We start from the raw sequence: 21,566 nt of genomic DNA on the forward strand, positions 1-21,566 counted from the left end.
GGTGGTCTGTGATAGTTCTTAGCACGGTGTGTGACGAACGTGACGAAGTTCCAATATAGAGCTATCGCCGGTCGACGAACTTCGGGGAGGCGTACGAAACACTGAAGACGTAGATTCAGGGGATTAGAGGCCTCATATTCGGGATTCCTTCGGAACCATCAAGGACCCTCTCATCGGGGCGACCGACGCGACCACGTACCATACGTTTTCTGTCAGTTTGTGGTTTTCGTCGGTCGTCGTCGCCTCAGGTCCGGCCGCAGCGAAGCGTTATACCGCAGAGTCGAGATGCACCCACGATGCCTTACGACACCGTTCGAGAGACCGACCCGGCCGTCGCCGACGCGCTGGAAGGCGAACGCGGGCGACAGAACGACACCCTCGCGATGATCGCGAGCGAGAACCACGTCAGCGAGGCGGTCATGGAGGCCCAAAGCTCGGAGCTGACGAACAACTACGCCGAGGGCTACCCGGGAAGTCGGTACTACGGCGGCTGTGCGTACGCCGACGAGGTCGAACAGCTCGCCATCGACCGCGCGAAGGAACTCTGGGGAGCCGACCACGTGAACGTCCAACCGCACTCCGGGTCGCAGGCGAACATGGGAGTGTTCCTCGCGGTGCTCGACCCCGGCGACAAGATTCTCTCGCTCGATTTGACCCACGGCGGCCACCTGAGCCACGGACACCCGGTGAACGTCGCGGGGAAGACGTACGAGGTCGAACAGTACGAGGTCGACGCCGAGACCGGCTACGTCGACTACGACCAGTTGGCCGAAAAGGCCGAGGAGTTCGACCCGGACATCGTCATCTCGGGGTACTCCGCGTACCCGCGGGAAGTCGAGTGGGAGCGCGTGCAGGCCGCGGCCGAGGCGGTCGACGCGTACCACCTCGCCGACATCGCCCACATCACGGGCCTCGTCGCCGCGGGCGAACACTCCTCGCCCGTCGGCACCGCGGACTTCGTCACCGGCTCGACCCACAAGACGATTCGCTCGGGTCGCGGCGGTATCATCATGTGCGACGAAGAACACGCCGACGACGTCGATTCCGCGGTGTTCCCCGGCCTCCAAGGCGGGCCGATACTGCACAACGTCGCCGGCAAGGCCGTCGGCTTCGGCGAGGCGCTTTCCCCCGAGTTCGAGGAGTACGCCTCGCAGGTCGTCGATAACGCCGCCGCCCTCGGTGAGCGGCTACAGGAGCGCGGCCTCGAACTCGTCTCCGGCGGAACTGACACGCACTTAGTCCTTGTCGACCTCCGGCCGTCGCACCCGGACACGACCGGCAAGGACGTGGAAGCGGCCCTCGAAGAGGTCGGCATCGTCCTCAACGCCAACACGGTCCCCGGCGAGAGTCGCTCGGCGTTCAATCCCAGCGGGATTCGCGCCGGCACGCCCGCGCTGACGACCCGCGGTTTCGACGAGGAGGCCTGCCGGACCGTCGCCGACCTCATCTACGAGATCGTCGAGGCGCCGCACGACGAGTCGGTCAAGGGGTTCGTCGACCAGAAGGTCGACGAACTGACCGAGGAGTACCCACTGTACGACTGAGTCGGTCCGAGCGACTCACCTCGAACCGACCGGTCCCCGGGTCGCTCCCGTCGTCGCCGACACGAGTTGTCGGAATTTCGACTACTATTGTTTCGCCGGCAGCGTCGTTCGGGGAGCTTCAAACGGCCGAAATCGACGTGTACACGCGAATTCGGTCGCCGAGTCGGGGCGGCGGCACACGTATAAGTACGGTCGTCGAGACCGGTTTCGACGAAGCGATATGTCCGACGCAATCAATCTCGAAACCGCGAAGGTACTCATCGAGGCGGCCGAAGCAGAGGCCGAGTCGATGGGGCTGCGGATGGTGATTACGGTCGCGAACCCGGAGGGTAACCTCGTCGCACAGCACCGGATGGACGACGCGTGGCTGGCGAGCGTTAACATCTCTCGGAACAAGGCGTACACGGCGGCCGCGCTGCAGATGCCCACCCACGAACTCGCCGAGGGGAGCCAGCCCGGCGAATCGCTGTGGGGACTCCAGACGACCGACGAAAACCGACTCGTCGTCTTCGGCGGCGGTTATCCGCTCGAAGTCGACGGCGAACTCGTCGGGACCGTCGGCGTCAGCGGCGGCGAAGTGTCCGAAGACATGGCGGTCGCGAGCGCCGCGGTCGAGCGCTTCGAAGAGCTCGTCGAATAACCGACCTGACCGTCTACCGTTTTTTTCGAGCCGCCCGTCCGACGGGCGAGTGCTCAGTTCCCGCCGTCTTCGAACAGCCCGCGGAGCGCCGTGCGGAGGATGTCGTACCCCGCTTCGACCTCCGACAGCTCGATGTACTCGTCGTAGGCGTGAGCCTGCGCCATCGACCCCGGACCCCACGTAATCGCGTCCATCCCGGCGTCGTTGACGAGGTTCCGAACGTCGGTCGCCGCCCGGATACCCCACGGCTCGGGGTCGACGTCTGCCCGCTCGGCGGCCGCGTCCCGAAAGCGCGCCGCGACCTCGCTGTCGGTCGGAACCGCCGCGGACTCGTAGACCCGCGTTCGCGTCCACTCGACGCGCAGGTCGTGTTCGGCCGCCACGCCGGACAGCAGCGCGTCGATTTCGGCGTCGACCGCCTCGACGGATTCCGATGGAACGAACCGCCTGTCGACCGTTATCGTCGCGCCCTCCGGGACGACGTTCTCCTTCGTCCCCGCCTCGAACCGCGTGACCGTCGCGGTCGGGTGACCGACGAGCGAGTCGGAGCGCGCTCGAATCTCCTCGTCGTACGCTTCGAGCGCGTCGAGAACCGGCCGGGCGTTCTGTACCGCGTTGTCGCCCTCGTCGGGCCGACTCGCGTGCGACGGGTCGCCACCGACGGAAATCTCGTACCAGCCGAGGCCCTTCGCGCTCGTCGCGGTCCGCAACGACGTGGGTTCGAGCACGACGCCGTAAGTACCGTCGTAGCCGCGTTCGAGGAGCGTCTTCGTCCCCGGTTCGGCCGTCTCCTCGCCGACCGCCGCGTGGAACACGAGCGAGCCGTCGAGCTCTCCGGAATCGAGCGCGTCGGCGAACTCGACCGTCGCGAGCATCGCGAGGGCGACGCCGCATTTCATGTCCGCGCTCCCGCGGCCGTACAGCCTGCCGTCGCTGACGGTCGGCTCGTACGGCGGGTGGTCCCACTGGTCTCGGTCGCCGGCCGGGACCACGTCGAGGTGGCCGTTGAGGACGACCGAGGGCTCGCCGTCGCCGACGCGGGCGGCGACCTGCGGTCGGTCGGGATACGGTCCCCCGACGAGCGTCGCCGAGACGCCCCGGGATTCGAGCCAGTCGTACACGAAGTTCGCCGCCGCCGCCTCGTCTCCCGGCGGGTTCTCGGTCTCGATTTCCACGAGACTCGTGAGCAACGATAGTAACTCCTCGTCCATGGTTTCGGTCGTCTATCGACAGAGACGGACGCGGGATAATGGTTCGTGCGGTAGCTTTTTTCCGACGCGGCCGACAGCGCCGGAGAGTCTGTTCGAACGCCGCGCGCCGCGCGTCGCTATTCCAGCGTGGAGATACGGCTGTCTCGGAGGAGCACCCGCTTGACGATGTCCGGGTCTTCGAGAAGACGGTGGGTCCCGTGGACGCCCTGACCGCGCCCGCGCCCGCGGACTTCGGACTGGATGACGTTGAGGAAGTCGAGTTCCTGCAGGAGTTCCTGCACGCGACGCTCGGAGAGCTGGTCCATGTCGAGGTCGTCGGCGACGGTGAGGTACTGCCGGTAAATCTTGTTCGTCGTGATTTCGGCGGTCTTTCGGCCGCCGGTCTGGAGGACCAGCGAGTAGAGGACGGCCTTCGACTGCGTGGCGGTCCCTTCGAGGAGTTCGCTGAAGCGGTCGGCCTCGCTTTTCTCCTTGGCCGCCCGCACGTGGTCGTCGGTGACGGTCTCGGCGCTCTCGTTGCGCGCGATGCGGCCGGCGTTCCGGAGGATGTCGATGGCTTTCCGGGCGTCGCCGTGTTCCTGGGCGGCGAGCGCGCTCGCGAGGGGAATCACGTCGTCGGTGAGGACGCCGGGTTTGAAGGCGTCCTTCCGGTTTGCGAGGATTTCGCGGAGCTGGTTCGCGTCGTAGGACGGAAAGACGAGTTCGTCGTGGGCGAAACTCGATTTGACGCGCTCCGTGAGTTCCTCGGGGTAGTCGATTTTGTTCGAGATGCCGATGATGCCGATGCGCGAGTCCACTATCTTCTGGTTTTCGCCCGCACGCGAGAGCTTTCGAAGCACCTCGTCGTCGCGGAGCATGTCGATCTCGTCGAGGATGACGATGGTCACGTCGGAGCAGGTGTCGAGCACCTGCCACAGTCGATTGTAGTAGTCGCCGGTCGACAGCCCGCGCTCGGGAATCGTCATCCCGCTTTTCGCCGGGTCGTTGACCTGCGAGGCGAGCGTCTTGATGACCGACGCCTCGGTGTGTTGTTCGCCGCAGTCGATGACGGCGATGCGGACGTCAACGTCCTCGCGGACCGCCTCTTGTTGGAGTCGCTCGCTCACGAGTCGGGCGGTGAGCGTCTTGCCCGACCCCGTCTTCCCGAAGATGAACAGGTGGGTCGGTTCGCGGCCGAAGATGGCGGGGTTGAGCGCCTGCGCGACTTTCGACATGTGCTCGTCGCGGCCGACAATCTTGTCGGGACCGGGAAGATGAGAGATTTTGAGGATATCCTCGTTCGCGAAGATGGGTTGGTCGTACCGGAACAGCGGGTCGCGAGTCCCACCCTCGCCCTCGTCCGATGTCATGTGAGTTCGGTATTCATACTCACCCCTAATAAAGGTGAAGGGGTGGTCTCGCGTTTGTAACAGCGACAAATACGGCCGTTTGAACCGTACTTTGAACCCGGTTTTGGATTCGATGATCAACGAGTAGTGTCGCGCAAGTAAGACCCGTCAGACACCACCCTCGCGTTTGTAACGTGCGAGACGGTCACGTGGATGACACGGTTAGTGGGGTACACTCGCGTTTGTAACACGGGGACCCGACAGACCACCCTCGCGTTTGTAATCGAGCGGGGGAGTACCGTCGCGTTTGTAACGCCGAGCGCTGGGAGCGGTGGTGCAGACACACCACCCTCGCGTTTGTAACGCGAATCGGTGTGGGGGGTGGGTCGTCGAGCGAGGTGTTATCGGTTTATTTTGCCCCTAGATTTACAAACGCGAGGGGGGTGTGTCGAATCCCCCTAGGGACTGGCGTAGCCGTTACAAACGCGAGGGTGGTGTGTGTGTTCCCGGACGCAGACGGGCAAAACGGGCAAATCGTGAGCAACACCCGTTTCTCGAAGAACAGCCACGATTCTCGACACCAAGCAATCACTAGTAGCTAGGCTAGTAGCGTAGCTACACTAGTAGTCTAGCTACACTACTAGTTCCACTACTCAAAACGACACAACACAACAACAAACAACAAATCAGGGACTAGTCTACCGGGTTCCAGTCCACCGCCTCCCCAGCGATGCCAACACGTCAGTACGATACCCGTCCCCCGACGCCCACCGAGTACCTGCCGAGTGCTCACCCGAGCAGTCCGAGTTCGCGGACGTCCTCGTCGACCACTTCGAGAGCCGTTTCAGCGTCGGAGACTCGCTTCGCTCCCGTAATCACGACTTTCCCGCTCCCGAACATGAGGACGACGACGCTCGGTCCGTCGAGGCGGTAGACGAGTCCGGGGAACTGCTCGGGTTCGTACTCGACGGCTTCGAGACCGAGGCCGATAGCCAGCGCGTTCAGGTTGAGCGCCGCACCCAGGTCGGCGCTCGACACGATGTTTTGAACCGTGATGTCCGGCTCGTCGGGAATCGGTATCCCGAAGTCGGTGAACTCGTCGAACAGCGTTTCGATGGCCGTGTTCACGTCGTCGACGCTGTTCGCGCCGGTACAGACGATTTTCCCCGACCGAAAGACGAGACACGCCGACTTCGGGTCGCGGGTTCGATACACGAGTCCGGGGAAGTTCTCCGGGTCGTAGTCGGTTCCGTCCATATCGAGCGAGAGTCGTTCGAGGTCGAGTTCGACCGGGACCTCCGTCGAAGCGACGACGTTCTGAATCTCGATGGACCTGACGGCGTTCACGTGCGACATCTTGTGAACTCGTTGACACTCGGTCGTGTTAAACTACCGGGGTCGTTGGCCCGCGTTAATCACCGGACAACTGGACAACAATCGAAACGTACGACGAAGTCGATGGCTAACCCACGAGACAAAAACCGAGAAACGGGGTTTCTTACGCGACGGATAACTGGCGAATATCATCTCTTCATAATTCTTTTCAGCGTCTTCTCCGATTACTCGCTATGGCGTTCACAGATACGATTCACGACGAGGCCGACGAGTTCTGGTCGGCCATCCTCGACCATCCGATGGTCACCCGACTCGGGGAGGGGAGCCTCGACGAGGGGCCGTTCCGCTACTGGGTGCGGCAGGACTACGTCTACCTCGTCGAGTACAGCCGCCTCTTCGCGCTCGGTGCCGCGAAGGCCCCGACGCTCGACTCGATGGGGACGTTCGCGAGCCTCCTCGAATCGACCGTCAACGAGGAGATGGACCTCCACCGGAGCTACGCCGCCGAGTTCGGCATCGACACCGCCGAACTCGAAGCCACGACGCCGTCGCCGACGACCCGCGCCTACACGGACTTCCTCGTTCGAACCGCGACGCTCGGCTCGTTCGGCGACATCGTCGCCGCCCTGCTCCCCTGTATGTGGGGGTTCAACGAGACTGGACGCCGACTCGCCGACGCGGGGGCTCCGGACCACGACCAGTACGCCGCGTGGGTCGAGATGTACGCCGGCGACGAGTTCACCGAACTCACCGACTGGTGTAAGTCGCTCATGGACGACGTGGCCGCGAGCGCCACCGAATCGGACCGCGAGCGCTTCCGCGACCTGTTCCGCACGTCGGCGCGGTACGAGTACCTGTTTTGGGACGCCGCGTGGCGGCAAGAGGAGTGGCCGTTATGACCGACGCGGACCCATTCGGCTCCCCCGACACGGACCCGTCGGCCCCCGAGACGTACGACGAGTTCGCCGCGTCGCGGTCGGACCCGGGCTTTACCGACTGGCTTCGCGAGCGCGCGGGCGACTCGTGGGACGACGCGACCGCACACCGATTGACGCGGGAACTCGCCGCCGACGAACTCGCAGACGACGTGTTCGGGCAGTATCTCGTGCAGGACTACGCCTTCGTGGAGACGCTCGTCGGCGTCTTCGGCCACGCCGTCGGCACCGCACCGACCATGGAGTCGAAGTCCGAACTCGTCTCGTTCCTCGGCGTTCTGACCGACGACGAGGACGACTACTTCCTGCGGGCGTTCGACGCGCTCGACGTTCCCGAGTCGGTCTACGCGGACCCGAAAACCACGCCGACGACGCGCGCCTTTATCGACCTCCTCGAACGCGCCGGGGGGCAGGGCGGGTACGCCGAGACGCTGGCGGTGCTCGTCCCCGCCGAGTGGGTCTACCTGTCGTGGGCGACCGACGCGGCCGACTCTGCCGACTCTCCCTCGCGATTCTACCTCTCCGAGTGGATCGATCTCCACGCGGTCGACGACTTCGCGGCGTTCGTCGGGTGGCTCCGAACCGAACTCGACCGCGAGGGCGCAGCGGCCTCCCCGCGTCGGCAACGGCGGCTCGAACAGCTGTTCCGCCGCACGGTCGAACTTGAAGTCGCCTTCTTCGACGAGGCGTACGAACTGGCTCCGTCCGCCGACTCGACCGATGGCTCTTCCCAACCGGGTGACGGCCGATGGTGAGTTCGACCGTCGCGCTCGGCCTGACCGTCGCGACGCTCGTCGCCTTCACGGCCGTCGGCGTGTGGTTCTCCCGGGGTCGCGTCGGCTCCGTCGAGGACCTCATCACCGCCCGCGGCTCGGCGGGAAGCCGGCGAACGACGGCGACGCTCGTCGCGTCCGTGATGGGCGTCTGGGTACTGTTTTCGGCCCCCGAAGCGGGCGCGAGCTTCGGCATCGCGGCCGTCGTCGGCTACGCGGTCGGCGAGGCCGTTCCGATGCTCGCGTACGCCCGCCTCGGGCCGCGAATCCGGAAGCTCATCCCCGAGGGCCACTCGCTGACCGAGTACGCCCACGCCCGCTACGGCACGGCGATGTACGCCTTCGTCCTCCTCGTGAGCGCGCTCTACATGTTCATCTTCCTCGCCGCCGAACTGACCGGCATCGCGGGCGCGCTGTCGCTCGTCGCCGGCGTCCCGCAGTGGCAGACCGCGCTCCTCGTCGGCGGCTTCGTCCTCCTCTACACGAGCTACGGCGGTCTCCGGGCAAGCATCGCGACCGACGCGGTCCAAGCGGTCATCGTCATCCCGCTTCTCCTGCTTGCGTTCGCCGGCGCGCTCGTCGCGCTCGGCGGCCCCGCCGCCGCCATCGACGGCATCACGGCGACGAGCCCCGCGCTTCTCGACCTCGGGGCGGTCGCCGGTCTGCAGTTCGGTCTCGCGCTCGCCTTCGCCATCCTCGGCGCGGAACTCATCAACCAGACGTGGTGGCAACGCATCTACGCGGCCGACTCGTCGGAGACGGTCGGTCGGAGCTTCAAAACCGCGGCGCTCGCCAACGGAGCCATCGTGTTCGTCACCGCCTTCTTCGGCGTCGTCGCGGTCGGCAACGCCGCCGTCGTCACCGACCCCGCGAGCGCGGGCTACAACGCCGACGCCGCCTTCTTCGTCCTCCTCGGCGAGGCGTTCCCCGAGTGGCTCGTCCTCGCGGCGGTCCTCCTCGCGCTCCTGCTCGTGATGAGCTCCATCGACACGCTGTTCAACGCGCTTTCGAGCCTCGTGACCGCCGACCTCGCCCGCCTGCTCGCGGAGCCGAGCGACCGCCGCCTCGCCCTCGGGTCACGGGCGCTCACAATCGCCGTCGCGGTCGCCGCGATTTACGTCAGCCTCCGCGCACAGAGCGTCCTCCGGCTGTTCTTCTTCGCCGATCTGCTCGGCGCGGCCGTCGCCTTCCCGCTCGTCTACGGCTTGTACTCGACGCGAATCACCGGTCCCGGCGCGCTCGCGAGCAGTCTCACCGGGCTCGCCGTGGGCCTCGCGTACTTCCCCGACCTCCGCGGCGTCATCGCGTCGATTCCGGTCGTCGGCGGCCTGCTCCCCGCCGCCGACCCGCTGTATCTCACCTCCTTCGGCGGCGCGTTCGTGGTGTCGACGGCGGCGGCGCTCGTCGCCGCCCGACTCACGGACGCCGGATTCGACCTCGGCCGGCTCTCGCGGGAGATTCGGCGGTTCGACGACGGCCGAACCGACGCGCGGTCGTCCGACTGAGACCGTCGTCCGACTGACGCGGGGCCTTCGGCTGTCCGCCTCAGTACTCGCTGACCGCCGCGGTCCCCACCGAGATTCGGACCAACTCGTTTTCGGGCCACGCCGACTCCTCGGCCCCGTACTTCCGGTTGATTCGCCGCGTGGCGTCTCGCACGGCGTCCTCGTCGGTGACGACGGTGGCCGTCCCGAGCACCGTCACCTTCCATTGCGCCTGTCCCCGCTCGTCTTTCTGAATGGAGAGCGCGACGCGCGGGTTCTCGCGGATGTTTTCGAGCTTTCGACCCGAAGTGAGCACCTCGAACACCCCGCGGTCGGCCGCGTAGTCGAACCAGACGGGGGCGACGTGAGGCCGGTCGTCGACGCTGGTCGCGAGGTGCGCCATGAGCGGTTCGCTCGTCACGAGCGCCGCGGCGCGTTCGGAGAGGCCTGACATGGTTAGATATCTGTCCCCCGGCGTAAAACGGTGGCTTTGACCCGGTTTTACAAACGCGAGGGTAGTCCCTGCTTCGACGGTTGCCTCCCGACTCGCCGACTTCCGACCGGGAAACGCTCGCACCGTCTTCGGATTCTTATCAGAAATTTGCCGTTAACCGATGCCGTGATGCGGTTGTGACCCGTCCGAACCGGGTGAAACTCCCCGCATAACGGGCGCATAACAAAGGGGTCGGACGCGACAGTTCAGGCAGCTTACTCATGAGTATCGAGGTTCGGCGGGCGACTGAAGACGACGTCCACAACTGGGACACGTTCGTCGAACAGTCTCCCCACGGCAACGCGTTCCATCAGTACGACGCGCTTGAGATTCAGGCGGCGCACGCCGGCGCGGAGTTGGTCCCGCTCGTCGGACGAAAAGGCGATGAGGTCGTCGGGCTGTTCCCGCTGTTTCGCATCAACAAGGGGCCGATAGCGACGGTGTTCTCACCGCCGCCGGAGCTTCGGGTGGCGTACCTCGGTCCGGTCCTCCTGAACATGGACCACATGAAACAGCGAAAGCGCGAGGGCCGACACCACGAGTTCATCGACGACTGCCTCGACTGGGTCCGCGAGGAGATTCGTCCGCGGTACACTCACATCCGCCTCGACGGCCGGTACGACGACCTCAGAGCGTTCTCGTGGAACGACTACGCGATAACGCCGCAGTACACCTACCACGTCGACCTCTCGCCCGGCGTCGACGACGTGTTCATGAGTTTCAGCAGTGACGCCCGGTCGAACATCCGGAACGCGCCCGACGACGCGTACACCATCGAGGAGGGCGGCCCCGAGGCAATCGAACAAATCGTCGAACAGGTCGCCTCGCGCTACGAGTCGCAGGGTATCTCCTATCGGTCGACCCCGGAGTTCGTCAGAGACCTCTATTCGACCCTCCCCGAGGGACAGATACGACCCTACGTCCTCCGAATCGACGACGAGTTCGCGGGCGGGATTCTCGTCGTCGACTACAAGGAAACGGTCTCGCGGTGGCAGGGCGGCGTCCGGACGGACATCGACTCCGACCTCGCCATCAACGACCTGCTCGACTGGCGCATCATGCGCGACGCGATGGACCGCGGGCGGACGACCTACGACCTCGTCGGCGCGAACAACCGCCGCATCAACCGGTACAAGGCGAAGTTCAATCCCGAACTCCACCCCTTCTACAGCCTCGAACGGAACGCGGCGGGGATGAAGACGCTCGCGCACCTCTACAAGACGATTCGCGAGGGCGTGTAACACTCCCCGGAAAGACCCTTAGAGCCCCGCGTAGGGGTCGGGCTTCGCCTCGGTCAGGCGGTCGACCTGCTCGTCGGTGAGGTCGATAGTCGCGGCTTCGAGGTTCTCGGTCAGCTGTTCGACCGTGCGAGCGCCGACGATGGGGGCGGTCACGCCGTCGCGGTGCATGAGCCACGCGAGCGCCGTCTGGGCGGGCGTCGCGTCGACTTCCTCGGCGACCGCGTCGAGTTCGTCGTGCACGTCGAAGTTCTCCTCGGTCAGGTACGACTCCTCGAACCGGCTGGACTCCGCGGCGCGCGACTCGCCGGTGAGGCCGTCGTCGCGGGTGTACTTCCCGGTGAGAAAGCCCTGTCCGAGCGGGCTCCACGGACAGACCGCGATGCCGTACGAGCGGGCCATCTCTAAGTAGTCCCCCTCGATTTCGCGGTCGACGAGGTTGTACCGCGGCTGTGCGACGGTGAACGGCTCCCAGCCCTCGGCGCGGGCGATCTCGTTCGCCTTCGCCACCTTCCACGCGTTCGGTCGGAGCGTCGACGCCCCGAGGTAGTGGACCTTCCCGTCTTCGACGAGGCCGTTGAGCGTCTTCATCATCTCGCGCGTGGGGGTTTCGTCGTCCCAGCGGTGGATGTAGAGCACGTCGACGTAGTCGGTGTCGAGGCGGTCGAGCAGGGCGTCGATGCGGTGGCGGACGTTCTTCCGGTTCGTCCCGAGGCTGTTCGGGTCGCCGCTTCGAATCTGCCAGTAGATTTTGGACGCGATGGTGAACCGCTCTCGGTCTCGGTCTTCGAGCCAGTCGCCGATCCAGCGCTCGCTCGCCCCGCCGCCGTAGATGTCCGCGGTGTCGATGAAGCGACCGCCGGCCGCTTCGTAGGCGTCGAGGAGTTCGTGCGCGCGCTCCTCGTCGATTTCGACGTTCCCCCGTTCGGTCTCCTTGCCGAACCGCCAGGTCCCGAACTGGAGTTCGCTCGTCCGGAGGCCCGTCTCGCCGAACGGAACGAAATCCAGGTCGATGTCTTCGAGTGTCGTCATGCCCGCGCAGATACGCCGAATCACCGCAAAAACGTTGGGTAGCCGGAAGGCGATTGGGGTGAGTTGACCGCGTTCCAGTCAGGCGTTCGCGCGAATCAGCGACGCCAGTTCGTCGCGTACCTCGCTCGCGTCGATGGTCCGAACCGTCGTCTGAACCGCCCGCTCGTCGAAGTCGCCGAGTTCGCTCAGCACGCCGCCGCGGCGGTCGACTTCGAGGTACAGTTCGAGCGCGTCTTCTCCCGGTCGGGGGACGACTTCGAGTTCGTCCAACTCACCGGCGAACGGCCCCGACGTGGGTCGGAACTCGAACTCCTGAACGAACCGCCGCGTCGAGGCGAAAACGCCGTGGGGGGCGGCCTCGCACTCGGCGCTGTGCAGCGAGAAGCCGAGGTCGTCGAGCGCGTCGAAGACGGACTGCAGCCGCGGCGTCGGTTGGACGTTCAGGTAGTCTTTGTCCTCGGGGTCGACTGCCAGTTCGATGTCGAGTTCCGTCTCGACCCACACGTCGACGTTCCCGAGGGTGACTGGGGCTCCGTGAGGGATGTCGAGCGACACGTTCCGGACCTCCTGTTCGTCGGGGTGGACCGTGAGGCTCTCCGCGAGGGTGTACTGCGCGATATCGATCTCTCGGTAGCCCTCTTCGGTCCGGTAGCGGGTCTCCAGTTCGAACCGAATCTCCCCGATTTCCTGTTCCGTCGACCCTCCTTCGATGCGAACCTCGGCGTCGACCGTCTCGCCGGGGCGGACGGTGTCGGAGGGGAGGACGGTATCGACGGTCGCGTTGCCGATCCCGATTCGTGCGAGGACCTTCTTCATGATGCACGCCGCAGGTGTCGCTCGCGGTGTAAGTATCTCGTGGCCCCTCCCGATTCTCGTGACGGATCCGTAGTCTCACGAGCCGGCCGGTCGGTATATCGTTCGAGAATTTCGCGTGTCACGGGTTCGTCGACCCCCGACCCCCGAAAGCGGGTCACGGGTCGGCGTTCGGCCTCGCGCCGCTTCGCGTCCGGACCGGGTTCGGTGGCCCACCATCGGGGTCCGGTCAGGCCGGCGCGACGGCAGTCACGTCACGTACACGTCGCCTTCGACTTCGTAGAGATACCCCTTGTTCAGGAGTTCGTCGACGGCCTCGGGGTCTTCGCCCGCCGAGCGAACCCGGCGGCGAGCGTCCGCCACGGGCATCCCCGCGTCGCGGTCGGTGACGAGGGGTCGGAGATGCTCGAACGCTCGCGTCGCACGAGGAGAAAGCGGCGTGTGTCCACCCTGGTTCGGTGTCATCGAGCCTCTATTCGCAACCACGGAGCGCTCCGTAAAGAAGGTGGGTGTCGATTCGGATGTTCCGATACCCTCCGTTCTTCTTCGTCGGGTGTTCTCGCTTCGTCGCACACCGCTCCCCGAACCCCCCGGGCGAAAATGGCCGACCCCTCGGGCTTCGGCCTCGCAGCCGGCGGTGAACCGCTCACTCCGTTCGCGGATGCGTGAACCGATAGCTGTGCTGTGCCGTTTTGTCCTGCCTTGTCCTGTGCTGCCTCGTCCTGTGCTGCCTCGTCCTGCTGTTACCGTGGGACTTCGAACCGTCGGCCGGCGTCGTAGGGACAGACGTTTTTGAGGCTGTCGCAACGCGAGCCCTTCTCCCCATTACGGCCCCATTTATCCCGCAGTCCCCAACGAACGACCGCACATGGTCGACGACATCGCCACCGACGCCGACTGGAACGCCCTGTACATCGACGGCGAGTGGACCGAAAGCGAGAGCGGCGAGAGCATCGCAGTCGAGGACCCGTCGACCCGCGAGACGGTCGCGCACGTCCCTCGCGGGACGGAGGCCGACGTCGACGCCGCCTACGAAGCGGCCGCCGAAGCCCAGGAGTCGTGGGCCGAAGCGCCGCCCGCGCGACGTCAGGAGGTCGTCGAGCAGTTCCTCCAGAAACTGCGGGAGTACGAAGCGGAGATTATCGACCTCCTCGCACACGAGGTCGGCGGGTCGCGCATCATGGGCGAGACGTCCGTCCAAATCGCCACCGATCACGCGAGCGAGGCCGCGACGCTTCCCCGCCGGATGCGGGGCGAGCACGTCGACTCCAACATCCCCGGGAAGGAGAACATCGTTCAGAAGAACCCGAAGGGCGTGGTGACGGTCATCTCGCCGTGGAACTTCCCGCTGAACCTGTCGATGCGGGCGGTCGCGCCCGCGGTCGCCGCTGGCAACGCGGTCGTCCTGAAGCCGTCGACCAACTCCCCCATCACGGGCGGGCTGCTGTTCGCCAAGCTGTTCGAGGAGACCGACCTCCCCGACGGCGTCGTCAACGTCGTCACCGGCCGCGGCTCCGAAATCGGCGACCGCGTCGCCGGTCACCCCGAGAGCGACGTGGTGGCGTTCACCGGGTCGACCGAGGTCGGAAAGCGCGTCTCGGGCATCGCCGGCGAGAACCTCGCCGTCCCAGCGATGGAACTCGGCGGCAACAACGCCCACGTCGTGACCGAGGACGCTGACGTCGACCGCGCGGTCGACGCCGCGGTCTTCGGGAGCTTCGTCCACCAGGGGCAGGTCTGTATCTCCATCAACCGCCACATCGTCCACGAGTCGGTGTACGACGAGTACGTCGAGAAGCTGACCGCCCGAGCCGAGGAGTTGCCCGTCGGCTCCGCCCACGAGGGCGACACGGTCGTCGGCCCCATCATCGACGAGTCCCAGCGCGACGAGATGCTGGGCTACGTCGAGGAGACGGTCGACGCCGGCGCGACGCTGGAAACCGGCGGCTCGACGGCCGACCTCGACGGCGTCGACGACTCGCTGGTCGTCGAACCGACCGTCCTCTCGGGCGTGACGAACGACATGGCCGCGGCCTGCAACGAGCACTTCGGTCCCATCGCGCCCGTCATTCCGTTCTCGGACGTTGACGAGGCGGTCGAACTCGCCAACGCGACCGAGTACGGCCTCTCCGGGTCGGTCCACGCCGGCGACCTCGCCGCAGGCAAGGAAATCGCCCTCCGCATGGAGACCGGCAACGTCCACGTCAACGACCAGCCCATCAACGACGAGGCGCACGTCCCGTTCAGCGGTATCGGGGCCTCCGGCGTCGGCACCTACAACAGCGACGCCTTCCTCGACGAAATCACGGAGGACAAGTGGATTTCGCTCCAGCACGAACCGCGCGACTACCCGCTGTAAGCCGGACGACGCCGAACTGAGTGAGAACTGCGGTCGGTGGCCCGACCCCTCCCTTCGTTCCGTCCTTTCACGCCCCGTCGTGCGCCAGCGACAACACGACGGCCTCGCCGGAGACGACCGTCTCGTCGCCCACGTTCGCGGTCGTCTCGACGGCGAGTCTGTCGCCGCGGACCTCATCGACCACGGCGACCTCGGCGACCACCGTGTCACCGGGGCGGACCGGCCGCTCGAAGGAGAGGTCCTGCGAGAGGTAAACGATGTCGCCCGGAAGCCGCGCGAGCGCGGCGCTGACGACCGACGCGGCGAGCATCCCGTGGGCGATGCGCCCGCCGAACGTCGTCTCGGCGGCGTACTCCGCGTCGAGGTGAATCGGGTTCTCGTCGCCCGACACCTCGGCGAACCGGTCGATTGTTTCTTCGGTCACTGCGCGCTCCGCTCCCGCGCGGTCGCCGACGGTCGCGACTGGCATACGGGTGCTTCGACGGCCGCCGAACTCAATCCTCGGGTGTGGCGTGACGCCGAGTGACGCCGAAATCTCGCTCGCTCTCACTCCCACGGGTTCGTCCCCAGCGCGTGGACCAACAGAATCGCCCCGACGGCGATGCCGACGAGGACGAGCGCGACGGGGAACGCGGCGTCGAGGCCGGTCGAGAGATACGACACCCAGATCTGCACCGGGAGCGTCCGCGGGTAGTACGCCAGCATGAGCGTCGCGCCGAACTCGCCCATGGCTCGCGCGAACGTCAGGGTCACGCCGGCGAGGATACCCTGTTTCGCCAGCGGGAGCGTCACGCGCCGGACGCTCCCGACGCGGTCCTCGCCGAGCGAGCGGGCCGCCGCTTCGAGTTGCCTGTCCACGCCGTCGAAGGCCGTCTTCGCGGTCACGACCAGAAACGGCGAGGCGACGTAGGTTTGCGCGAGGACGACCCCGACCAGCGAGCGCGTGAGGGGGACGCTCGTCAGCTGGCCGAGCCCGGCGGGGCCGACCAGCTTGAGCAGTAACATCCCGCTGACGACCGGCGGGAGCACGAGCGGGAGCATCACCAGCGCCAGAATCACGTCCCGGCCGCGAAACGACGTGCGCGAGAGCCAGTAGGCCAGCGGAACGCCGAAGGCGACGGCGACCAGCGTGCTGAGCGTCGCCGCGACGACGGAGTTGGTGGCGGCGGTCAGGACGACCTCGCTCGTCACGTCGGCGGCCAGCGACGCCGGCGACTGCGCGAGGACGAGCGCGCCGATGGGAAGCAGGTAGTAGAGGAGGAGCACTCCAGCGAGAAGCAACGTCAGGCCTCGCCACGTCTCGGGCAGGAGTCGCGTGACGCCGCGCTCGCGGCAATTAGGCTGTCGGTGGGACATCTCCGAAGTAGTGTGGGTGGCTCGCGCGCACGGTGAACCCGGAGGGTTCGAGGAAGTCGCCGGCGGTCCCGACGAGCGCCTCGAACACCGACTTCGCCGCCGCCGTGTCGGTGCGGCGCGTCGCGGCGTACCGGATTGGCGCACCGCGGACGGTGACGCCCCCCGGAAGCGTGTAGGAAGCCGTCTCGTACGCCGACGCGTGGTCGGGGTCGCTCAGGTTGATTGCGGCCGGGAGTTCGAGGGACGGATAGCCGCGCTCGACGGCCATGCTCCGGTAGACGAACGCCGCGTCGACGCCGCCGGCGTCGAACTGCGCGAGCAGTTGCGTCTCGGGGTATATCTGGTCGCGCCGGAGCAGGTCGTCGGCGAGCGCCGGCCGGTCGTAGTAGTCGGCCGCGAGCGCGAGCGCGAACCGCGTCCGGTAGCCCAGCGGGTCGAGGTCGGGGTCGGTTCGGCCGAGGCTGACCGCGTCATCGAGGAGGGCGTCGGGCCACGACGCGGCTTCGGCGACCCGCGTTCCGCCGTCGGTCTGGGGGTTGTACGCGACGACGAGGGCGTTGTTGGCGAACGTCGCGTACCACGGCACCGAAAGCGGCGCATCGAACAGCGTCGGGTCCGCGAGAGCGACGATGTCGGGGTCGCGCTGGCCGTCGGCGACCATCCGGGCCACGCGCGCGGAGCCGTGTGCCTCGACCTCGACGCGGGTTCCCTCCGGCGCTTCGAACTCGGTGGTGAGCGCCCGCTGGAGGCTTCCGGCGGCGAGAACCGACACGGTCGGCGTCGCTTCGCCCCGGCCGAGACAGCCCGCCGTCGCGGTGAGACCGGCCGCCGCGGTCCCCCCGACGGCCGCGAGGAACGCCCGTCTGCTCGACCGGTTCGCGGACGCGTCACGACTCATCGCCGCACCTCGCATCCGGCGGCGACCCGCGCCAACTCCGTGCGCGTGTTCACGTTCGTCACCGACCGGCCGACGCTCTCGGGAAGCGCGTCGAACCCGACGTACTCGACGCCGTCGACGCGGTCCAAGAGCGCCCCGAGGCCGTCGTCGGGAGCGAGTTCGGGGACGTGGTCTCGGACCGCAGACCGACGGTACAGGGCGTGAAGCGGTTCGTGACCCCGTTCGGAGACGGGGACGATGGCGGGTGGACTGAGACGGCCGCGGTCGCCGCCCGAGGGTTCGGGGCGTTCGCCGTCGCCGTCGCGGCGGGCGGCGCGCTCGAACAGCGCCGCCACCGCGCGCGGTTCGAGAAGCGGCATATCACAGCCGGCGACGAACAGCCACGGGGTCGCGGCCGTCTCGGCGGCCGCGGTGACGCCGGCGAGCGGGCCGGACAGCCCCTCGGCGTCGCGAACGAACCGCACGTCCCAGTTCGCCGGGAGCGCCGCGGCGAGGCGCTCGCGCTGGTCGGCGGTCCGAACCGCGACTATCGGGGGGCGACCCGTCACGGTTCGGAGCGTCCCGACGACGCGCCGAAGCATCGGCTCTCCGTCGAGCGTCGCGAGAGCCTTCTCTCCGGGTCCGAAGCGACTGCTCTCGCCGCCGGCGAGGACGACGGCCGTCGCGTCCGGCGCGGTCCGTGGACTCGGCGGGGTCGCCGCCCTCGCCGCGTCCGTTCGGCTCGGTCGATTCCGTCTCTCTCGTGTCATCTGGTCAGGGCTTCTTGAAGATGTCTTCGAGCGATTCGGGGTCGGTCGCGGGGTCGAGCGCGCGCGCTTCGACGGCGCGGACGCCTTTCACCGTCCGCGACCCGTCGACGTCGGGCGTGATAAAGCGCGTCTCGTAGTCGTGTTCCTCGCCGATGGGCGTCCCGTCGCGGGCGTAGGCGACGACGGCGTCGAAGGCGGCGTACACGTCGATGCAGACCCGATAGCCGTCGGCGCTCTCGACCACGAGGTGCGTCGTCTCGTCGTCGAGGCCGGCGTCGGCAAAGAGGTCGAAGACCGGAACCCCGGTCCACGTCGCGGTGTGCCGCGCCCCCGACGCGCACGCGACCGTCACCGTTCGGTCTTCGGCGGGCAACCCGCGTAGCTCCGAGCCGGACAGCGATAGCCTGCTGTCGCCGCGAACGAGAATCGGCTCGGAGAGGGGGGTCGCCGGCCGCGACCGGTCGTGTTGTGCGTGCATGCGTACTCACTAGTCCGATATTGGTTGACTCTAACGGTGTATGTAACCTCTCATAATTAAGGCTTTTAAAAAGCGGCGGAAACACGAGTCGACTCGATGCGGTGGACGTCCGGCGGTGGTCGGTGCGACGGCTCGGTTCGGCTCCGCGTCAGTCGGCGACCACCTCTCGCGTCGTCCGGGCGAGCGCCGCGTAGAACGGCGACCGCGTCTCGGCTTCGACCCGGTCGCAGAGGTCGCCGACCCACCGCGTGAGATGTTCGTCGCGGAACTGGTCGAGGCGGTCGTCGCGGCCGCGTTCGGCGAGGTGCGCGCAGAACTCCAGTTCCGTCGCCACGTGGTCCGGCAGGTCGCGCTGTCCGGGTCGGTGCTCGACGCCGAACGCCCGATACCAGCGCTCGACTGCCATCGTCGCCGGCCCCAGTACCTCGCCGAACTCGTCGTCGCTCTCCCTGTCGCGGTAGACGCTCTCGTAGGGCGGACACGGCGGGCCGGCCGGGCCGATGAACAGCCGGGCGTACTCGCTCCGAAGCGCGTGGAGTTCGACCGATTCCAGCGGGCCGAAAAGCGCCGTCAACTCGCCGTCGTTTGCGGCCTCGACCAGTCGCTCGGTCGGCTCGCGCCAGCAGGCCGCGAGGACCGCGTACGTCGCCGTCCGGGCCGACTCGAAGGCGTCGCCAGTCGGGTGGGCGTCACCGGACGCATGTGCGTCGCCGGTCGCGCCGCCGGCCGCGTCGCGTCTCTCGCTCGCGTTTCGCGCGGCGGGTTCGTTCATCTGTCTTCCCCCCGCGTCTCGCCGCCGTCGGTCGCCACCGCGGTCGATTCGGTTTCCGCTTGAATCGGGACGTACCGCAGTCCGAAGGTGACGATGAGCGCGCCGATGGCGACGACCCCCGCGGTGACCGCAAGCTCGACGAGCGTGGGGGTGTACGACCCCGCGCTCGCCCAGATGTCGGTCGTCACCCCGGCGTACTCGCCGCCGACGGAGATGCCGGGCGCGGCGTCGATGTTGGCCGCCTCGTAGCCCGTGAAGACCAGTCGAACCCCCTCGAACGTCGTCCCGAACACCGCGAGGGCGCTGGCGGTGAAGATGACCGACACGCGCTCGCGGAACGACGGGAGCGCGAGCATCGCCAGCGGGACCGCCCCGCCGACGACCGTCCAGAGCCAGAAGTACGCCGACTCGCCGATGAGGAAGCTCCCCGTGATGGCCCAGAACCCGAAGTGGTCGGCCCACGCGTGCGGGAGCCGTTCGGCCGCGAGCAGGTAGACGACGTGGAACGCGAGGAAGATGCCGAGCACCTTCCCGAGGCTCGTCAGCTCCTCGCGGTCGACGGTAAAGCGGGTGAACCGCGAGGCGAGGACCGACACGACCAGAAGCAGGCCGAGCCCGGAGACGAGCGCCTTGGCGATGAACACCGGCGCGACGAGCGGGCTGAACCAGTCGCCGCGGCCGATCTGCGTCGCGAAAATCCACCCGGTGACCGAGTGGAGCGCGACCGCGGTCGGCAGCGCGACGGCGGCGGTCCAGAACATGAGCGTCCGGTCGCGCTCGCGGCCGGCGTCCGTGTCCTCGACGCCGAGCGCCAGCCTCGACCCGCGGGCCGCGAGGTCGCGGCGGGTCAGGAGCCAGAGATACCAGAGGTTCAGCGCGCCGTAGAGGATGACGATGCCGAAGTCCCACACCATCGGCGACCGGAAGTCCGGCGAGGTGAAAAACTGGTAGAGGCGCTCGGGGCGGCCGATGTCGGGCAGGATGAGGAGCCCGGCGACGGTGATGCACGCGAGGCTCACCAGCACGCCGAGGCGGGCGAAGCCCTCGTAGCGGTGCGAGTGGAAGAACTTCGGCGCGCTGGAGATGATGAGCCCGCCGGCCGACAGCCCGACGAACAGGACGAACATCATGATGTACAGCCCCCACGAGAACACGTTGCGCATCCCCGTGACGACGAGGCCGGTGGCGAGTTGGTAGGCCCACGCGGCGACGCCGACTACGACGAGCGCGGCGAGGAAGCCCACCCAGAGCCTCCCGGCGCTCCCGAACTCGGGGACGACGAACCGCGAGGCGGCGGTCTCTCTCGACATCAGTCGTCACCTCCCTCGAACGCGGGGACGTGCGGAAGCGCGTCGTTCGACAGCGAACCGTGGGCTCCGCCGCCGCTTCCGCCGGTTTCCTCGACCGGACCGTTGTCCTTCGGCTCCGACCAGACCGACACGTCGTCGAGTTCGCTCTCCATCTTGTCGGAGGTCTGCGGGCGACCCGGACTCATCTCGCCGCGGATGTAGTACGTCTTCGGGTCGGTGCCGCGGTCTTCGAGCAGTCGCGTCGTCTGGTACTTCCTGATGTACTTCGAGACGGTGCTTTCCTCGTTGTCGAGGTCGCCGAAGATGCGGGCGTCAGCCGGGCAGTTCACGACGCAGGCGGGGTCGAGCCCCTCTTCGACGCGGTGGGAACAGAACGTACACTTCTCGACGACGCCCTGCGGGCGGGCCGGCACGTCGCCGGTCCCGTCCTCGGGGACCGTCTGCGGTTCGTCCCAGTTGAACACGCGGGCGTTGTACGGGCAGGCGGCCATGCAGTAGCGACAGCCGATACACTTGTCGTAGTCGATTTCGACGATGCCGTCCTCGCGGGTGTAGGTCGCGTTGACCGGACACACTTTCACGCACGGCGCGTTCTCGCAGTGCTGGCACGCCGTCGGCTGGTAGGACATCTCCAGCGTGCCGTCCTCGCCGTTCTCCGGGTACGTCCCGGCCGGCGTGTCCATCTTGTCGCCGCCCTCGGTGAGCACGCGGTTCCAGTACTGGCCGAGGCCGACGTTGTTCTCCTGTTTACACGTCACGGCGCAGGCGTGACAGCCGATACACCGCTCCTGGTCGATTACTAAGCCGTAGTTAGTCAT

General features: G+C 67.0%; 22 protein-coding genes. 7 read left to right on the top strand and 15 right to left on the bottom strand.

Going from position 1 to position 21,566, the window contains the following annotated elements; genetic code table 11:
• Nucleotides 1-296 precede the first annotated feature (296 nt).
• Both glyA and FY251_RS13500 read left to right on the top strand, forming a co-directional pair.
• Nucleotides 297-1,544 (top strand): serine hydroxymethyltransferase, encoded by a 1,248-nt coding sequence (gene glyA, locus FY251_RS13495; protein WP_148415411.1) that lies wholly within the window; start codon nt 297-299, stop codon nt 1,542-1,544.
• 220 nt (nt 1,545-1,764) lie between these two features.
• Complete coding sequence (locus tag FY251_RS13500; protein WP_089780011.1) at nt 1,765-2,184, top strand: heme-binding protein; 420 nt, start codon at nt 1,765-1,767, stop codon at nt 2,182-2,184.
• A 53-nt stretch (nt 2,185-2,237) separates the two neighbouring features.
• Here the strand turns inward: FY251_RS13500 and FY251_RS13505 are convergent, their stop codons facing one another.
• From FY251_RS13505 to FY251_RS13515, 3 genes are all read right to left on the bottom strand, one after another.
• Entirely contained in the window at nt 2,238-3,395 is a 1,158-nt protein-coding gene (locus tag FY251_RS13505) for a M20 family metallopeptidase (protein WP_148415413.1), read from the bottom strand.
• Between the two features lie 116 nt (nt 3,396-3,511).
• A complete protein-coding gene (locus tag FY251_RS13510) occupies nt 3,512-4,744 on the bottom strand; it encodes a Cdc6/Cdc18 family protein (RefSeq protein ID WP_089780007.1) in 1,233 nt (410 codons plus the stop codon).
• A 768-nt stretch (nt 4,745-5,512) separates the two neighbouring features.
• On the bottom strand, nt 5,513-6,079 hold the full coding sequence (locus FY251_RS13515; protein ID WP_089780005.1) for a TATA-box-binding protein: 567 nt from the start codon (nt 6,077-6,079) through the stop codon (nt 5,513-5,515).
• A 212-nt stretch (nt 6,080-6,291) separates the two neighbouring features.
• On the opposite strand from FY251_RS13515, the gene tenA reads away from it, so the two are divergent.
• From tenA to FY251_RS13530, 3 genes are read left to right on the top strand one after another with little or no spacing between them, the layout of a single operon-like run.
• Nucleotides 6,292-6,957 (top strand): thiaminase II, encoded by a 666-nt coding sequence (gene tenA / locus FY251_RS13520; RefSeq protein WP_148415415.1) that lies wholly within the window; start codon nt 6,292-6,294, stop codon nt 6,955-6,957.
• Nucleotides 6,954-7,748 carry a TenA family protein gene (locus tag FY251_RS13525; protein WP_148415417.1) on the top strand — a complete coding sequence of 265 codons (795 nt, stop codon included), beginning with the start codon at nt 6,954-6,956 and terminating at the stop codon, nt 7,746-7,748. Before tenA ends, FY251_RS13525 begins: the two co-directional genes overlap by 4 nt.
• A complete protein-coding gene (locus FY251_RS13530) occupies nt 7,742-9,271 on the top strand; it encodes a sodium:proline symporter (RefSeq protein WP_148415419.1) in 1,530 nt (509 codons plus the stop codon). Before FY251_RS13525 ends, FY251_RS13530 begins: the two co-directional genes overlap by 7 nt.
• 40 nt (nt 9,272-9,311) lie before the next feature.
• Here the strand turns inward: FY251_RS13530 and FY251_RS13535 are convergent, their stop codons facing one another.
• Entirely contained in the window at nt 9,312-9,704 is a 393-nt protein-coding gene (locus FY251_RS13535) for a pyridoxamine 5'-phosphate oxidase family protein (protein WP_148415420.1), read from the bottom strand.
• A 260-nt stretch (nt 9,705-9,964) separates the two neighbouring features.
• Here FY251_RS13535 and FY251_RS13540 point away from each other — a divergent pair, with 260 nt between their 5' ends.
• Entirely contained in the window at nt 9,965-10,984 is a 1,020-nt protein-coding gene (locus FY251_RS13540; protein WP_148415422.1) for a GNAT family N-acetyltransferase, read from the top strand.
• Between the two features lie 18 nt (nt 10,985-11,002).
• Here the strand turns inward: FY251_RS13540 and FY251_RS13545 are convergent, their stop codons facing one another.
• The 3 genes from FY251_RS13545 to FY251_RS13555 form a co-directional block, all read right to left on the bottom strand.
• Nucleotides 11,003-12,013, bottom strand: coding sequence for an aldo/keto reductase (locus tag FY251_RS13545; protein ID WP_148415424.1), 1,011 nt, complete (start codon nt 12,011-12,013; stop codon nt 11,003-11,005).
• 78 nt (nt 12,014-12,091) lie between these two features.
• Nucleotides 12,092-12,829 carry a sporulation protein gene (locus tag FY251_RS13550; protein ID WP_148415426.1) on the bottom strand — a complete coding sequence of 246 codons (738 nt, stop codon included), beginning with the start codon at nt 12,827-12,829 and terminating at the stop codon, nt 12,092-12,094.
• 246 nt (nt 12,830-13,075) lie between these two features.
• Nucleotides 13,076-13,291: a hypothetical protein gene (locus FY251_RS13555; protein WP_089779989.1), complete on the bottom strand. Its 216-nt coding sequence runs from the start codon at nt 13,289-13,291 to the stop codon at nt 13,076-13,078.
• A gap of 403 nt (nt 13,292-13,694) precedes the next feature.
• On the opposite strand from FY251_RS13555, the gene FY251_RS13560 reads away from it, so the two are divergent.
• Nucleotides 13,695-15,185: an aldehyde dehydrogenase family protein gene (locus FY251_RS13560; RefSeq protein ID WP_148415428.1), complete on the top strand. Its 1,491-nt coding sequence runs from the start codon at nt 13,695-13,697 to the stop codon at nt 15,183-15,185.
• Nucleotides 15,186-15,252: 67 nt separating this feature from the next.
• Here FY251_RS13560 and FY251_RS13565 read toward each other — a convergent pair whose 3' ends face one another.
• The 8 genes from FY251_RS13565 to dsrO all read right to left on the bottom strand — a co-directional run bounded on the left by FY251_RS13565 (nt 15,253) and on the right by dsrO (nt 21,566).
• Entirely contained in the window at nt 15,253-15,654 is a 402-nt protein-coding gene (locus FY251_RS13565) for a MaoC/PaaZ C-terminal domain-containing protein (protein ID WP_148415430.1), read from the bottom strand.
• 77 nt (nt 15,655-15,731) lie between these two features.
• A complete protein-coding gene (locus tag FY251_RS13570; RefSeq protein WP_148415432.1) occupies nt 15,732-16,541 on the bottom strand; it encodes a molybdenum ABC transporter permease in 810 nt (269 codons plus the stop codon).
• Complete coding sequence (locus FY251_RS13575) at nt 16,522-17,439, bottom strand: extracellular solute-binding protein (RefSeq protein WP_148415434.1); 918 nt, start codon at nt 17,437-17,439, stop codon at nt 16,522-16,524. Before FY251_RS13575 ends, FY251_RS13570 begins: the two co-directional genes overlap by 20 nt.
• On the bottom strand, nt 17,436-18,188 hold the full coding sequence (locus FY251_RS13580; protein ID WP_148415436.1) for a molybdenum cofactor guanylyltransferase: 753 nt from the start codon (nt 18,186-18,188) through the stop codon (nt 17,436-17,438). Before FY251_RS13580 ends, FY251_RS13575 begins: the two co-directional genes overlap by 4 nt.
• A gap of 4 nt (nt 18,189-18,192) precedes the next feature.
• On the bottom strand, nt 18,193-18,666 hold the full coding sequence (locus FY251_RS13585) for a molybdopterin-dependent oxidoreductase (RefSeq protein ID WP_148415438.1): 474 nt from the start codon (nt 18,664-18,666) through the stop codon (nt 18,193-18,195).
• Between the two features lie 148 nt (nt 18,667-18,814).
• Nucleotides 18,815-19,438 (bottom strand): molecular chaperone, encoded by a 624-nt coding sequence (locus FY251_RS13590; protein WP_148415440.1) that lies wholly within the window; start codon nt 19,436-19,438, stop codon nt 18,815-18,817.
• The gene (gene nrfD, locus FY251_RS13595; RefSeq protein ID WP_148415442.1) at nt 19,435-20,748 is read right to left on the bottom strand and encodes an NrfD/PsrC family molybdoenzyme membrane anchor subunit; all 1,314 of its coding nucleotides are present in this window, start codon (nt 20,746-20,748) and stop codon (nt 19,435-19,437) included. The genes FY251_RS13590 and nrfD overlap by 4 nt, the downstream gene beginning before the upstream one ends.
• Nucleotides 20,748-21,566, bottom strand: coding sequence for a sulfate reduction electron transfer complex DsrMKJOP subunit DsrO (dsrO, locus tag FY251_RS13600; RefSeq protein ID WP_148415444.1), 819 nt, complete (start codon nt 21,564-21,566; stop codon nt 20,748-20,750). Before dsrO ends, nrfD begins: the two co-directional genes overlap by 1 nt.

The sequence above is a fragment of the Haloferax sp. KTX1 genome, from assembly GCF_902410085.1.
Lineage (GTDB): Archaea > Halobacteriota > Halobacteria > Halobacteriales > Haloferacaceae > Haloferax > Haloferax massiliensis.

Coding starts and splice junctions, on each gene's coding strand:
- FY251_RS13530 (WP_148415419.1), top strand. CDS start 7,742: ATGGTGAGTTCGACCGTCGCGCTCGGCCTGACCGTCGCGACGCTCGTC.
- FY251_RS13585 (WP_148415438.1), bottom strand. CDS start 18,666: ATGCACGCACAACACGACCGGTCGCGGCCGGCGACCCCCCTCTCCGAG.
- FY251_RS13540 (WP_148415422.1), top strand. CDS start 9,965: ATGAGTATCGAGGTTCGGCGGGCGACTGAAGACGACGTCCACAACTGG.
- tenA (WP_148415415.1), top strand. CDS start 6,292: ATGGCGTTCACAGATACGATTCACGACGAGGCCGACGAGTTCTGGTCG.
- FY251_RS13560 (WP_148415428.1), top strand. CDS start 13,695: ATGGTCGACGACATCGCCACCGACGCCGACTGGAACGCCCTGTACATC.
- FY251_RS13535 (WP_148415420.1), bottom strand. CDS start 9,704: ATGTCAGGCCTCTCCGAACGCGCCGCGGCGCTCGTGACGAGCGAACCG.
- FY251_RS13575 (WP_148415434.1), bottom strand. CDS start 17,439: ATGAGTCGTGACGCGTCCGCGAACCGGTCGAGCAGACGGGCGTTCCTC.
- dsrO (WP_148415444.1), bottom strand. CDS start 21,566: ATGACTAACTACGGCTTAGTAATCGACCAGGAGCGGTGTATCGGCTGT.
- FY251_RS13525 (WP_148415417.1), top strand. CDS start 6,954: ATGACCGACGCGGACCCATTCGGCTCCCCCGACACGGACCCGTCGGCC.
- FY251_RS13565 (WP_148415430.1), bottom strand. CDS start 15,654: ATGCCAGTCGCGACCGTCGGCGACCGCGCGGGAGCGGAGCGCGCAGTG.
- glyA (WP_148415411.1), top strand. CDS start 297: ATGCCTTACGACACCGTTCGAGAGACCGACCCGGCCGTCGCCGACGCG.
- FY251_RS13570 (WP_148415432.1), bottom strand. CDS start 16,541: ATGTCCCACCGACAGCCTAATTGCCGCGAGCGCGGCGTCACGCGACTC.
- FY251_RS13555 (WP_089779989.1), bottom strand. CDS start 13,291: ATGACACCGAACCAGGGTGGACACACGCCGCTTTCTCCTCGTGCGACG.
- FY251_RS13580 (WP_148415436.1), bottom strand. CDS start 18,188: ATGACACGAGAGAGACGGAATCGACCGAGCCGAACGGACGCGGCGAGG.
- FY251_RS13505 (WP_148415413.1), bottom strand. CDS start 3,395: ATGGACGAGGAGTTACTATCGTTGCTCACGAGTCTCGTGGAAATCGAG.
- FY251_RS13515 (WP_089780005.1), bottom strand. CDS start 6,079: ATGTCGCACGTGAACGCCGTCAGGTCCATCGAGATTCAGAACGTCGTC.
- FY251_RS13545 (WP_148415424.1), bottom strand. CDS start 12,013: ATGACGACACTCGAAGACATCGACCTGGATTTCGTTCCGTTCGGCGAG.
- FY251_RS13500 (WP_089780011.1), top strand. CDS start 1,765: ATGTCCGACGCAATCAATCTCGAAACCGCGAAGGTACTCATCGAGGCG.
- FY251_RS13590 (WP_148415440.1), bottom strand. CDS start 19,438: ATGAACGAACCCGCCGCGCGAAACGCGAGCGAGAGACGCGACGCGGCC.
- FY251_RS13550 (WP_148415426.1), bottom strand. CDS start 12,829: ATGAAGAAGGTCCTCGCACGAATCGGGATCGGCAACGCGACCGTCGAT.
- nrfD (WP_148415442.1), bottom strand. CDS start 20,748: ATGTCGAGAGAGACCGCCGCCTCGCGGTTCGTCGTCCCCGAGTTCGGG.
- FY251_RS13510 (WP_089780007.1), bottom strand. CDS start 4,744: ATGACATCGGACGAGGGCGAGGGTGGGACTCGCGACCCGCTGTTCCGG.